Here is a 14591-nt window from a genome sequence, read left to right on the forward strand (position 1 = left end):
TTATTATATGTCTCAAGAAATACATAAAAAAGCCACGGTTCAAAGCCTTGATAATCCTATTGCGATACGCGTATTTTGTCCCGCTACAGTGGCAAATGTAAACTGCGGTTTTGATTCGCTAGGCTTTGCACTCGAAGGTATAGGTGATGAAATGGTTTTTAGAAAAACCGAAGGTCGCGGAGTAACGATTACAGAAATCACAGGTGATACACTCCCAATGGAAGCTCATAATAATGTTGCTGGTGTGGCGGGTAATGCCATGCTAGAAGGTATTAATGCAGATTTTGGAGTTGAAATAGAGATTCATAAAAAAATACGCTCCGGTTCTGGAATAGGTAGCAGCAGTGCTAGCGCAGCAGGAGCTGTGTATGGTATTAATCAGTTTTTAGAAAAGCCATTATCTAATCTTGAACTCACGCGCTACGCTATGAAGGGCGAAGCACTTGCAAGTGGCAATGAGCATGCAGATAATGTGGCACCTTGCATTTATGGAGGTACCACGCTCGTTACTGGCTATAACCCATTTAAGGTAATTGCCTTACCTCCCATGGATACGGTTTACGTTGGAATTTTACACCCGCATATTACCATAAAAACTAAAGAAGCGAGGGAGATTTTACCCACACACGTGCCTCTCAAAGATGCCATTGCACAATCACAGCATCTGGCAAGCTTTGTTGCCTCGCTCTATGAATGGGATAAGGAATTATTTACCGAAAGTATTAAAGATGTACTCGTAGAGCCGCATCGCAAGCAATTGATTCCGCATTTTGATGAGATTAAAGCGATTTCTCAGCAGAATGGATGCATTGCCTTTGGTATTTCTGGCAGCGGACCTAGTATGTTTTGTCTCGCTTTCGCGAAAGCGGACATAGATCAATACCTATCTGAAAGCACCGCACTTTATGAACGTGATGGACTTCAAGTAGACAGCTACTCCAGCCGAATTTCTGGTGAAGGGTGCTACACAATTGACAACTAGATATAAAAATTGCTAATTATAAAATTCAATATTAGAAGAATAAATTATTTGGTAACAACAATATATTATAAGTTGATTAATTAGTATTTTCATTTTTTATTTAAACTAATTAATAACATCAATCAATGAAATTTCAATTAATCAAAGTATCATTTTTTTGTATCCTACTAAGTTTCTTTACTAGTTGTGTATCAAAATACAAAGTCATTGAACCTTCCAAACTAAATTACCTATCTCAAAAGGAAATGGAAGATGTTTCTTTTGAATACAAATACCATGGCCTGGAAAAGCAATACGCAAAAAAAGCTCAAAAGAAAGGAATATCCCTAGCCACAGTTAAGATTAGTAACAATTCCGATAGAGACTTACAATTTGGAAAAGATTTAAAGGTCACTTACAGTAATGGTAAAGAAGTTTATCTACTTGAATCTTCTGAGATTTATTCAGAAATGAAACAAAAGGGAGCAAAACAGCTCTTATGGCTTCTTCTTTCTCCAGTAAATTTATACACATCTAATGGACAAAGCACTACAACGATTCCAATTGGAATTGCTGCAGGTGCTGGTCTTACTACAAGTGGCATTTTAACTACTAGTAGCGCTAATAAAAGATTCAAAAATCAGCTTATGGAACTTGATTTAAGTGGTGTAACTATAAAAAAGGGAGAAACAAAATATGGCATGATTGGCATGTATAGTGACACTCCAGAATCCTTAGATATTAAAATTGATTAATTGAGCTTCTCATAAAAACAAAAGCCCGAGCAATTGCTCGGGCTTTACTAATTAATATAACTAAGATTAAGGATTACTCCTTCTGTCCGTACTTCTCTGCATAACGCTTTGCAAGCTTGGTCTGGTGAGACTCTAAACTTATATCACGTCCTTGGATAAATGCTCTCGAAAGGATATTTCCTCTCATGTCTAGTGCATTTCCTTCGCTTATGAAAAGGGTTGCATCTTTTCCTACTTCAAGTGTCCCAACATTATTTGAAACTCCCATAATTTTTGCAGGATTCATCGTAATCATTTTAAGTGCATCTTCATCACTCATACCAAATTGAGTAACCTGTCCCGCATAAAAGGGAAGATTACGTACTTGCCAGTACTCTGAGTCATATCCTAACGCAACTGTAACACCAGCGTCTGTAAGAAGCTTAGGTAACTTATATGGTAAGTCATAATCATGATCCTCCATAGAAGGTAGTTCTTGTACACGTTGTAAAATTACTGGCATATTTGCAGCTACAAGTTCTGCTGTTACTTTGTAAGACTGGTATCCTCCCACAAGAACTACATTTTTGAGATTCATCTCCTTTGCAAAAGCAATCACATCAAGTATTTGCTTCTGATCATTTGCAGATACATATACATTTTGAGTTCCATCAAAAACACCACGCATTGCTTCAAAAGGAAGGTTTTTTGAGGTGTTCCCTTTTCCATAAGCTTGTGAGTTTTTGAAAAAGGTTTTGATTTCGTTTACATCTTTACTGTAATCCTTGTTTGGTTTATAACCTGGCTCTTCACCTAACCACCAGCGTCCACGGCGCATCGTGCGAGGCCATTCCATAAAGATACCTTCGTCTGTTTTGTAAGCAGCATCTTCCCAGTTCCAAGCATCAAGTTGAACAAGAGATGAAGAACCGGAAATAGTACCTCCTACAGGGCGAATTTGCGCCATAAGTACGCCATTCGGTCTCATGCTCTCTACTACTTTAGATTCTGCATTGTAAGCGATAATACCACGTACATGAGGAATTAATTCTCCTATCTCATCATCGTCATTAGATTGTCTCACGGCTGCTGCTTCTACAAGACCTAATGTGGTGTTTGTAGCTATAAAACCAGGATACACATGCTTTCCAGTAGCATTAATGACTTCGCCCTTGGTGGCTGTTCCTCCGCTTTGAATCGTGCTTATTTTACCGTTTTCAAAAACGATAGTGGCGTTTTCTACTACGGTTCCGTTACCTACGTGAGCAGTTGCTCCCGTAATCGTATATGCGGCAGTTTGTGCTGCTGCAGGTGTTTGCTGTGCGCTTGCAGTTGCTCCTAAAAGGAAAACAACGGCTACTAGTATTTGTTGTAGTGTTTTCATCTTAGTAAAGTGTTTGTTCTGTATCACAATGCATACGTTGTTTTTCTTTCTTTTTGGCAGGTTGCGTTTGTAAGCCTTTATTCTTTTCTGCAAGCATCATCGCAGTAAGTTGTGCTTTCTCGCGCTGTACGGTTTTACGAAGTTCTTCGTCTTTTTTCATATCAAAAAATACTTTTCCTTCAATAATCGTTTTCTCTGCTCTCGCTTTAATACTAAGTGGATGATCTGTCCATATTACAACATCTCCATCTTTACCAGGCTTTAAACTACCTGCGCGATCATCCATGTGTAATAGTTTTGCTGGATTAAGAGTTACCATTTTCCATGCATCCTCTTCAGAAATACCACCGTACTTATGAATTTTTGCAGCTTCTTGGTTAAGACGTCTTGACATCTCACCATCATCCGAGTTGATGGCAACAGTTACTCCTGCTCTGTGCATGATGGCTGCATTATAAGGAATAGCGTCATTTACCTCATATTTATAAGCCCACCAGTCTGAGAATGTTGACCCTCCTACACCGTGTTCGGCCATTTTATCTGCAACTTTATAACCTTCAAGTATGTGTGTGAACGTATTGATATGGAAGCCAAACTGCTCTGCCACCTTCATGGTCATATTTATTTCACTTTGTACATAAGAGTGACAAGAAATTAAGCGATCCATATTAAGGATGTCTACAATAGTTTCCAACTCCTCATCCATGCGATACGGCTGACCGCTCTTTTTCTTTGCTTCGTATTCTTTTGCTCTTGTAAAGTAGTCCACAAATACTTGCTCTACTCCCATTCTCGTTTGTGGGAATCTTGAGAAGCTATTCCAGTTTGCTTGCTTTACGTTTTCACCCAAAGCAAATTTGATAAATTTCTTATCTGCAATTACCATCTCATCGATAGGCGCTCCCCACTTTAATTTCATTACTGCACTCTGTCCTCCAATAGGATTTGCAGATCCATGTAATAATTGAATAGCTGTAACTCCACCAGCAAGGTTTCGGTAAATATCAGAATCGTCTGGGTTAACTACATCACTCATGCGAACCTCTGCCGTAGAGTTATGACCAGACTCGTTGATTGCAAATGCAGCAATGTGAGAGTGCTCATCTATAATACCAGAAGTAACATGTTTACCAGTACCATCTACTACCATAGCACCACGAGCAGAAAGGTTTTTACCTATTGCACTAATCTTTCCATCTTTTATTAAGACATCAGTGTTTTCAAGAATACCTTCTGCTTCATTTGTCCACACAGTGGCGTTTGTGATTAAAATATCTTGCTGTGTCGGTCTTGTCTCAAAACCAAAAGCCATATTAGGAAAGGTAAGTGGCATTACCGTAAGTGGCTTGTCCTCTTCTTTCTTATCGTCATTATCTTTACTTGCGTCTAGTGCTTTCTTAGTAGAAGTAAAGTTTTTCTCAGAACCATCTGCAAGAATTGCTTTACCGCTTAGACCATCTGCAGATGCTCTTGCTACAAGACGTACAAATTTTCCTTCGTTTTGTGGGAAGGTTACTGTTACCCATTCATCGCTATATGAAAATTCGCTTTTTACATCTTCTGTTCCTTTTTTGAGACTAGCTTTTGCTTTTTCTGTTGAATTTTTAATCTCAAGCTCATATGCTGCTCCATCAATATTCATGGTATAAACACCGTCAATATCAACTGCGTTCATATCCTTGATAACTGTTTTGTTACCTTGAATCCAGTGTTCATAAAGCTCTGTGTCTTTTTCAAATACTTCTCCAGAAGTAATCATAAAGTTTGCCCAAGCTCCTGTTTTAAGAACTCCTAGCTGACCGCTCTTTCCAATCATTGTTGCTGGAATAGTAGTAAGTGCTTCTAACGCTCTTTCCTTAGACAGACCATACTTAATTGCCTTCATCAAGTGGTCTTTAAAATCTTTTGGAGATTTATGTGAGAATGTAGTAAGCGCAAATGTTACTCCTGCATCTTGTAATGCTTTAGGGTTTGTAGGTGCTTGATTCCAATGTTTCATATCAGAAAGCGCTACATATTCGGCAGCGTATGGATTCTCCATATCGTAGGCATCTGGAAATTTAAGTGGGAGAATCATCTTACGATTCATCGCCTTAACTTCTCCGATACGTTTATACTCATCACCACCGGCAATAATTACGTAGTCGATACCAAACTGGTCACCTAGTTTATCTATACGAAGGTCATCATATAAGCCATCACCTTCAAAAAACTGCGGAAGCCCTTTGTTTCGCGAAAGCGCCTCTAAAGAAAGATCCTTAGTGTCTATATTTCCTTTCTCATACCAGTCTAAATCATGTTGCAATTGGCGTAATAATGCTGTTGCACCCATCTTAGACGATGGGTATGACTGGCGTGAGGTTACACTCTTATCAAATGAGAAATACTGACCAAGGCGATCTTCTATCACGCGGTTTGCAGTATTTCCATCATTATTAAGTGCGATAAGCGCTCCTGTACCACGTGCAATACCATCGTGTTGATGTGTTGCAACTACGCCAAAACCAGCCTCAAGATATTCGGTTGCTTTTTTTGAATCGTACTTAAAATCTTGATAGCCATCTTGCTCAGATAAGATATGGTCATTCCAGTAAGCTCCCTCGCGAGAGTTATCATATTGTGAAGCACGTCCAGATCCTCCTGCACGCTTAGGCTTATCGATACCAAAATTAGTATAGATGTCTACAAAAGATGGATAGACATGTTTACCATTAAGATCTACAACAATAGCATTTTGAGCGTATGATGAAGATTTGCCCACAGAGACCACTTTTCCATCTTGCACTACAAGTGTTCCATTTTTAATGGTTTCTGTGGGAGTTTTGTGGATGGTGGCGTTTGTGAACACCGTGTAATTTTGGTTTTTGGACTTGACTCCAGCGTTTGCTGGAAAGTAATCTTGCCCATACATCGTAAATGAGCAGCTTACTAGCCCAAAGACGAGTAATTTTTTAAAGAACATAGGTTGAAAGTTTAGATTCTAAAGATAGCCACCGCGTTAACGTTCTATTAAGGTTTAGGAAACTTTTAAGAGACTTTTAACATCAGAATGTATCTGGAAAACGCTGATCATAGTTAACCAAGAGTGCTACCATATAACTATAGCTTTTTAATCCACCAGGCTGATTATTTGCCTTTAAGTAATTGCTGTAAAACATATCAAACAGTGGTTCTAGCGGATTATCCATGCCGTCCCAAAAGTCACGAGAATCTTGATAATTTACCAAAATACCTGCATTAAGACGTGCTTTCAAGTCTTCTCCCAATTCCTTATCACGGCTGTACACATCATTGAGCGCATAACGCAACGCAAAAATACTCCCTGAATATTGAAAATATAAATTTTCATTATTAAGCGTTGCCATAACCGCAATAAAGTTGGCTTCATTTTCCTTTGCAAAACCGAGCTGATGTGCTTGCTCATGTGAAGAAATCACTGGCCATCGATGAGCCGGCACCATCCCATTAACTTGCGCCTCATTAGTAATAGGATTGAGATAACCACTATACCCCATTATAGACAGAGGGTATCGCAATAGCGAATTCTTAATACTCTTAGGTGGGTAACTAAGCTTTGGGAACTGAGTTTTAAGCGTCTCGTAACCATTAAGCGTTCCGTTAAAAATTTCTTGCAAACAGACACTTTCACCTTGTGTGTTATCACAATAGACTACACGACTGTTTTCATTCTCGGCAAGTTGATTATGAAGGTTATTACTATTTGAAATGAGCTTCTCTGTAAGTTGTACTAGCTCTTCGGTGGTGTACTCATTATCGATACCTAAAGATTCGTGCAAGGGAAGCCTATTATAATTCATCCCCCAAAGCAAATTAAAAGCACCATATACTATCGAAGTAATGGCTAGCATCTTGAGAAGAAAGGTTTTAAATCCTCTAAACTTGTGTTTAATGAGTAGTACAATTTCGCGCAAAGCGAGCACAATAAGAACTGCATACATAATATCACCAAATGAAAACGGCAACCAGCCAAAAGCATAACGAGACGCCTTTGAAATGATAGGATACAATCCGTTGCTATAATAGGTTTCCACCAGCTCCGGATAACTCGCGAGCCAGCGAACCAACACCATCTGCGGGATGAGAAGTAAGCCGACGATTAATAAGGTTTTATGTTTTTTCAATGTATATGTGCTCTTTATAGTCTTCCGTAAATTTATGATAAGTTATTTGATTTGTGAGAGCGTGGGTGGTTTGATGTACTTACTCGAACTCAAAAACATCTCCCCTAGCCCCTCTTCTAAGAGGGGAAATAAAGAAGTTCTTTTTGCAAAGCAAAAAAACTTAAACCCCACAACAGTGTCCCTCTTTGAAGAGGGAGTCAGGGAGATGTAACTAATAAGATGTGCTCACTCAAACCCAAAAACATCTCCCCTAGCCCCTCTTCTAAGAGGGGTACTATAGAAGTTCTTTTTGCGCAGCAAAAAAACTTAAAAACACAACAGTGTCCCTCTTTGAAGAGGGAGTCAGGGAGATGTTGCGCATAGTGCATTGAAACGGCTCAATCGAACTCAAAAACATCTCCCCTAACCTTATGCATTCCTCTCGGTCGTTCCTCCCTCGTCGGATGCAAGGAAGAGGGGAACTAAAGAAGTTCTTTTCGCGCAGCAAAAAAACTTAAACCACAACAGTGTCCCTCTTTGAAGAGGGAGTCAGGGAGATGTAACTAATAAGGTGTGCTTACTCAAACTCAAAAACATCTCCCCTAACCCCTCTTCCAAGAGGGGAACTAAAGAAGTCTTTTTTGCGCAGCAAAAAAACTTAAAACCACAACAGTGTCCCTCTTTGAAGAGGGAGTCAGGGAGATGTAACTCATAATCCATCAACCAAAACCTCCCCAGAGAAGTAAATAATAAACTTGAATTAAAATTTCAGACTACGAGATAGTAAATTGTATTTTAGTGCAAAAATTGAATAAATGGAAGGAGTACTCGAGTTTTTAGGTAATATCTCATGGTGGATGTGGTTGATTTTAGTAGTTGTTATTGTCGCTATACGAGATATATTTTTTAACAAAAAACATATCATCACGCGCAACTTCCCTGTTGTGGGGCATTTTAGGTATATGCTTGAGAGTATTGGGCCAGAATTACGCCAATATATTGTGGCAAATAACCGTGAGGAACTACCTTTTAATCGTATAGAGCGCGGGTGGATATATGCCTCTGCCAAAAATGAAAATAATTATGAAGGTTTCGGTACTGATCGTGATATCAATCAGTCGCACTATATTTTTGTGAATAACGCTATGATGCCTTACAAGGTGGAAGAAAATCATCCCAATGCGAAAGACCCTTACTTCCTTGCATGTGCAAAAGTTATGGGTGCTGGTAGAAGGGCGCGTCCTTACAGACCTAGTTCCATAATAAACGTGAGCGCTATGAGTTTTGGCAGCCTTTCGGCGAAAGCTGTAGAGTCTTTAAATCGAGGTTGTGCAAAAGCATACGCATATCACAATACTGGTGAGGGCGGACTCTCACCCTACCATAAAAAAGGCGGTGATGTGGTATTTCACTTTGGAACAGGTTATTTTGGAGTGCGCACTGAAGATGGCGGATTCTCAATGCCAAAAATGAAAAAACTTGTGGACGAAAATCCTCAAGTACGCGCCATAGAAGTAAAACTCTCACAAGGAGCCAAACCTGGAAAAGGAGGCGTGCTCCCAGGATCAAAAATTACCAAGGAAATTGCCGAAATACGCGGTGTAGAAGTGGGTAAAGATGTACTCTCACCTCCTAACCATAAGGCATTTTCTAATGTACCAGAATTGGTTGACTTTGTAGAAAGTATTGCGCATGAAACAGGACTCCCAGTAGGAATTAAAGCTGCCATAGGAAAACTGGATGCGTGGCGCGAACTAGCAAAAATAATGGCAACTACCGGTAAAGGACCAGATTTTATTACCATAGATGGTGGTGAAGGTGGTACAGGTGCTGCCCCACCAAGTTTTGCAGATCATGTGGCGCTACCGTGGGTATATGGATTCTCAGATATTTATAAGATTTTTAAGGAGTACCAGCTCACTGAGCGCGTGGTATTTATAGGCTCAGGAAAGTTGGGCTTCCCGGCTAAGGCCGCCATGGCTTTTGCGATGGGCGTAGACTGTATCAATGTTGCCCGTGAAGCTATGCTTGCCGTAGGTTGTATACAAGCAAAGGTGTGCCATAACAACACCTGCCCTTCTGGTGTTGCAACTCAAAACAAGTGGCTACAACGCGGTATAGATATCCCAGATAAGGCAGAGCGCACACACTATTACTTTAAAAATTTCAAGAAAGAACTACTAGAAATCACTCGCGCCTGCGGCTATGAGCACCCTTGCCAGCTCACCATGGACGATGTAGATATTAACCTAGGAGATAAAAACCTTACCCAGACCCTAGCAGATGTGTATGGATACAATAAAGTAGCAGTACCCTTCAAAGGAACCGCTACCCTCATGGCATGCCCAGATCTTGGAGGTAATTATAACAAAGCAGAAGTTGCCGACGAAATTGATATGAAAGACGTGCGTTATTAAAAATACGCTTTCGCGAAAATGTGAACTCAAATCACATAATTGCATTAAATATCACCATAATACGGATAACCGTATGTAAATAATAAAAAGTGGCTTATGTGTTATTTTGACTGTTATTACTACATCCGGTAAGGGTTAATTTGCAAGAGCTATGCACGGCTTATTACTTTAAAATTTATTGTATAATTAATTACATTCAAAATGAACAGAATACTCTTTTTAATAATATTTCTTTTGTCATACATTACACATAGTCAATCATTTGAAGGTAAATTGACTTATGAAATTGAATATAAATTCAAGATGAAAGAGATTTCAGAAAAGGATATGATTAATCACATGAAAAAATCAGGTGAATATTTTGACACCCTCACTATTAATATAAAAAATGGTGACTACGAAAAAGTAATCAATTCTGTTAACTCTAAAAGGATTGTGTATAAATCTGATATAAATAAGATATATACATTTGACAAAGGTTTTGAATATGTCTTAATTGCAAATGCTAATAGATATAGCTCCACAACACTTGAGTTGGAAAGACCCAATATAGTTCAAAACGATTCTCTTGAGATGATAATTAATAAAGAGTGTAAATCAATCACCCTTGATTGGAATGGTTCGGGTAAAGAGGTGTATTATTATAATGAGGATTTTCTAAAAATTAATTCTAATTTGTTTCAATCACACAATTATGAATACTTAAACGAAATATTAAGTTTAACGAATTCGTATCCCATTAAAATAATTAAGTCATTGAACAATATAATTGAAATTACAATGACATTAATAGATTATTCTGATGAGGAAATAAGTGAATTTGCATTTGAGATTCCAAAATTAAAATCAGCTGAAAAGGAATACTCGGATATTATAATGGAAACTACTGGAAGTGAAGTAATGCAAATAAAGAACTGAGCTAAAATGTATCTATCCCAACCATGCTATAACACAGGTTTTTTTAGTTATCTGTGTACATTGTCAAAAACTCATGTGACATTCTTCTGAAATTTTTTAACAATACCATCTTATGAATAAAATAGTTCTATCTCTCTTTCTTCAACTCATCGTAAGTACTGCTATCGCTCAAACAAATAAAGAGCTAGCTCTAGAAAAAGCAAAGGAGGCCATCACTATAATGGATGAGGGTAGAATTGATGAAAGCATTAAGCTTTTGGAAGAAAGCCAGAAGCTCGATCCTATAAACTATGCCTACCCCTATGAGATTGCTTACGCCCATGTATTAACTAAAGACTACAAGCAAGCTTTAAAAATTCTAAAAAAGGTAAAGAAATATGATACATTAAATAGCCAAGTCTATCAAATGTCTGGTAACTGCTATAGTTATTTAGGCAAGCCAGAAAAAGCTATTAGAGAATATGAAGAGGGAATGGAACGCTTTCCTAATGCCGGTAATTTACATCTTGAAAAAGGAAACGTATATCACCATCAAGAACAATATGATCAGGCAATAGTCAATTATCGACGTGGAATTGAAGTTGACCCTACATTTGCTTCAAACTACTTTAGACTTGCTAAGCTCTATTTAGATTCTCCTGATAAGCTTTCAGGTCTAATTTATGGAGAGATATTCATGAACTTAGAAAGAACCACCGACCGCACCATAGAGATGAGTGAGCTTCTCTATGAGACCTATAAATCCTCCATTACGTTTGGAGATACAGAAATCTCTATTGATTTCTGTGAGATTGTCATTGATGCTACAAAAGTAAATATTGACGAGCCTGTAAATCTTCCATTTTGTGGCGTTTTTGGTAAGAATATTATCCTAGCTATTGTTGAAGAAAAGGAAATCACTTTAAATTCACTATCAAGAATAAGAGAACGATTTATTGAGAATTACTACCAAGAAGATTTGAGCATACATCAAAATGTACTTTTTACTTATCAAAAAGAGCTTCTTGATAAAAATCTATTTGAAGCTTATAACCATTACCTGTTCCAAATAGGTAACGAAAAAGAATACAATCAATGGTTAGATACTCATCAAAAAGAATATGACGCATTCGTAGAGTGGTACACCAATAACGAGAACACAATAGATATAAATACTCAAAATAGATTCGTAAAATAAAATATTTTGAAACTGATTCGATTTTAGAGACTCAAAGAAAACAAAATGATTCCAACAAATAGTGCATTTGTAGTTTTGTATATAATTTATGTAATCGTCCTCATTCTAAGTATTTTAGGTTTGTGGTTTAAGAATACCAAAGAGTTCGCAATACATCTATTTGTTTATTTGTTATATACAGCTCTAATGGCGAGTATATTTAACAATGAAGATTACTTTAAATACGGTGGATCATTAGCAATTTTATTTTATGGATATTTATTTCCAGCTATACATTTCGTGATTTATGGAATAATTAAAATCGTAAAGTTGACTATAAAACATTGAATAACCTTACACTAATGAAATCACCACCAGATCACTTCTTAAATCAAATTATCGGGCAGACTGTTGAGAGCGTGTATCAAGTAGATTTCAATGAAAATAAAGACACTCACCTACCATGGCTTTTACTTATAACATTTGAGCGTTTTGATAAGTATCTTGAAATTGAAGGCGGTTTTGATGGTGATCACATAAAACTAGATTTGAATGCCTTGTCGGAGCTTAACTCTAGACTTAAGGAAAATGATTTCAAAGACTTTCCCGACTTATGGCAAGTATATGAAGCAAGACAAACTGAAACCATTGGAAAGCTAATACATCAATCTATAGCAAAGTGCGAATATGGAATAGATAAAGATGAGTTTATAATAAATGGTAATATAGTAAAAGGACAAAAAGACCTTTTTACATTTATACGCTTTTATTATAATAACAATTATATCACAGTTGCTGCAGGTAGCGCTGAGCTCTCTATTTTAGATAAAGATCATAACTACTTGCACTTTAAGGATACGTTTGATACCTATGTTGCTTATAAACCCTCATCATAAGAACATTTCTAAATATATGGTTAAACAATTATTAATAATATTTGGGATTCTATTCTCCTTAAATTCTTGTGAGCAAAAAGAATCTAGAAAAATTGATGATGGCAGATTAAAAGAAGTTGTAAAAACAAAAGCACAAACTTCAGATTATAAACCTGTTAAGGTATCCTATATTGAAAATGATAGTTTGGTATTTTCTTTAAAATCTAAATTAGAAAAAATTGTACGTAATAAAATATTTGCGATACAGAAAAAGCCAATACAAAATAGACACGTTGACAATTTAGTGGATACTATTATAACTCGAACGTTTGATAAGACAAAAATCACGTCTTATAGAGCAACAAATGAAGAATGGGTTTATTACGCTAAAATTGTGAATTCCGAATTTGAACTGAATGACTTTATAAAAATTGGAACCAATAAAAATATTCTTGAAAAATCACTTGGACAAGAAATTCTAAATGACACGGTAAAAATTAGAAATTTAGAACAAACGTCTGTTTTCAATTTAATATTTCAATCTAAAAGATTACAACTAATTGAATATAATGGGTATGTGGATTGAATGCGATTGACTTAAAAATAACTAGTCAACAATAATCCAAGTTAAACTTAGCTCTTACCATTATATTGGTTAGAATATTCTAGCATTGGAACTATCAATTAATAATGGGGTTTAATAGTTCATTTTCTTTAGGTTAAACTCTCAATACCGTAACAAAACTGCTGATTTACGTACTAACTAATAACTATGTAAATCTCCAGAACATTATAAATTAAAATCATGTATCCACTATCACTCACCAACCGCATATTATATGGTATTACCATACTCATATCACTGGTGGTACTTATAGATTTTGCTTTACCTGGAACTCTGTATACGGAAGATGTGGTATCCATATCTACAAACAAAGAAAAATATTATAATGCTGGTGGAAACTCCCATAACACTTATCAAGTAGTGACTCCTACTCGTCAGTTTTCGGTTTCAAAAGATGTTGCAACCACTTTGGAAGGTAACAAAATTGATTATGCGCTGTCTTTGCTTTTTAAAGAAATTAATGGATATAAGCTTTCTACGTCAGCTAAGAGTCAACTTTACTCTTTCAGAGTAGTTTCTGGGCTCGTGCTGCCACTGCTGGTCCTTCTTGCTATAGGCATCAGTTATGGCTTTAAAAAAGATTTAAGCACCTTGCTATTTGTATTTCAGGTATTAACTGCAGGGAATCTCGTTATGCTATTGCTTTAGTGCTCTCATCCATTCGTTAAAACTCGTGAATTCTAATAATGACTAGACTATCTTCTATTCTTGTTAATGTGTTGAATTAATGAAAAAATGATGTTGAATTGTTACATTTTCGCGAAAGCGTATTCCACAAAACTCTTCCTCAATTAACGATTAATAATACAATCTAAAATCAAGTAGTTTGCAGAGTTTGTAATGTTTTTGAAACATCTCTTCTACCACTTCTTTAAAATCTTCATTCTCTTGAAACATATTAAAAAACACTCTATCTATCGTTTCTGTGCTCGATAATGTGATATTGCTAGATCCATAGCCAGAGATTGCACGAGCACCAGTTACGTCAAGAAAATATTGCGATTCTTCGTCAGTTAAGTCAAGTGCTTTTTTATTGGAAAAATGGATGATTTTACCTGTCATTCTTCCTTCAAATATTTCGGCAATTTCTTCAATGCTATAGTAATAATCATTGAGCATAATATTGTTAGCTTGGCCTGGCATTATGAGGTAGATGAGTTCATAATCTTTAAAATTATGGTCATCATACACCAGCGTATTTAAACTTTCCTCTAGCCCCTCAATGGTGTCGCAGGTCTTATAAATACTTGCGATTCCTTGTTTTAGAGCAATATCTTCAAGTGTTGTCATCACTTCTGTGGCTACCTCCTGATCAACATCTGGAACGGCCTCTAGACAATAGATAAATTTTTCGGCTGCTATTGAGGGTATTATCTGCTCTTGACTATTCATTCCTAACT

Annotated in this window: 12 protein-coding genes; 8 read left to right on the forward strand and 4 right to left on the reverse strand. The window is 36.9% G+C overall.

The window, feature by feature from the left end:
- The first annotated feature begins 7 nt into the window (after positions 1 to 7).
- Complete coding sequence (locus SJY23_RS13655; protein ID WP_396596766.1) at positions 8 to 982, forward strand: homoserine kinase; 975 nt, start codon at positions 8 to 10, stop codon at positions 980 to 982.
- Positions 983 to 1107: 125 nt separating this feature from the next.
- The gene (locus SJY23_RS13660) at positions 1108 to 1716 is read left to right on the forward strand and encodes a hypothetical protein (RefSeq protein ID WP_396596767.1); all 609 of its coding nucleotides are present in this window, start codon (positions 1108 to 1110) and stop codon (positions 1714 to 1716) included.
- A 73-nt stretch (positions 1717 to 1789) separates the two neighbouring features.
- Here SJY23_RS13660 and SJY23_RS13665 read toward each other — a convergent pair whose 3' ends face one another.
- From SJY23_RS13665 to SJY23_RS13675, 3 genes are all read right to left on the reverse strand, one after another.
- Positions 1790 to 3079 carry an amidohydrolase family protein gene (locus SJY23_RS13665; protein ID WP_396596768.1) on the reverse strand — a complete coding sequence of 430 codons (1290 nt, stop codon included), beginning with the start codon at positions 3077 to 3079 and terminating at the stop codon, positions 1790 to 1792.
- Between the two features lies 1 nt (position 3080).
- A complete protein-coding gene (locus SJY23_RS13670) occupies positions 3081 to 6041 on the reverse strand; it encodes an amidohydrolase family protein (protein WP_396596769.1) in 2961 nt (986 codons plus the stop codon).
- A gap of 82 nt (positions 6042 to 6123) precedes the next feature.
- Positions 6124 to 7221, reverse strand: a complete 1098-nt coding sequence (locus SJY23_RS13675; RefSeq protein ID WP_396596770.1) for a DUF3810 domain-containing protein — start codon at positions 7219 to 7221, stop codon at positions 6124 to 6126.
- Between the two features lie 794 nt (positions 7222 to 8015).
- Between SJY23_RS13675 and SJY23_RS13680 the strand changes: the two genes are divergently transcribed.
- The 6 genes from SJY23_RS13680 to SJY23_RS13705 all read left to right on the forward strand — a co-directional run bounded on the left by SJY23_RS13680 (position 8016) and on the right by SJY23_RS13705 (position 13839).
- The gene (locus SJY23_RS13680; RefSeq protein ID WP_396596771.1) at positions 8016 to 9617 is read left to right on the forward strand and encodes an FMN-binding glutamate synthase family protein; all 1602 of its coding nucleotides are present in this window, start codon (positions 8016 to 8018) and stop codon (positions 9615 to 9617) included.
- 201 nt (positions 9618 to 9818) lie between these two features.
- Positions 9819 to 10535, forward strand: a complete 717-nt coding sequence (locus SJY23_RS13685; RefSeq protein WP_396596772.1) for a hypothetical protein — start codon at positions 9819 to 9821, stop codon at positions 10533 to 10535.
- 112 nt (positions 10536 to 10647) lie between these two features.
- Positions 10648 to 11712, forward strand: coding sequence for a tetratricopeptide repeat protein (locus tag SJY23_RS13690; protein WP_396596773.1), 1065 nt, complete (start codon positions 10648 to 10650; stop codon positions 11710 to 11712).
- Positions 11713 to 12053: 341 nt separating this feature from the next.
- Positions 12054 to 12587, forward strand: coding sequence for a hypothetical protein (locus SJY23_RS13695; protein ID WP_396596774.1), 534 nt, complete (start codon positions 12054 to 12056; stop codon positions 12585 to 12587).
- A gap of 16 nt (positions 12588 to 12603) precedes the next feature.
- Entirely contained in the window at positions 12604 to 13152 is a 549-nt protein-coding gene (locus SJY23_RS13700; RefSeq protein WP_396596775.1) for a hypothetical protein, read from the forward strand.
- 219 nt (positions 13153 to 13371) lie between these two features.
- The gene (locus SJY23_RS13705) at positions 13372 to 13839 is read left to right on the forward strand and encodes a hypothetical protein (protein ID WP_396596776.1); all 468 of its coding nucleotides are present in this window, start codon (positions 13372 to 13374) and stop codon (positions 13837 to 13839) included.
- 150 nt (positions 13840 to 13989) lie between these two features.
- Here the strand turns inward: SJY23_RS13705 and SJY23_RS13710 are convergent, their stop codons facing one another.
- Complete coding sequence (locus SJY23_RS13710) at positions 13990 to 14553, reverse strand: DUF6642 family protein (RefSeq protein WP_396598128.1); 564 nt, start codon at positions 14551 to 14553, stop codon at positions 13990 to 13992.
- Positions 14554 to 14591: the final 38 nt, after the last annotated feature.

This window comes from Dokdonia sp. R86516 (assembly GCF_044596715.1).
GTDB lineage: Bacteria > Bacteroidota > Bacteroidia > Flavobacteriales > Flavobacteriaceae > Dokdonia.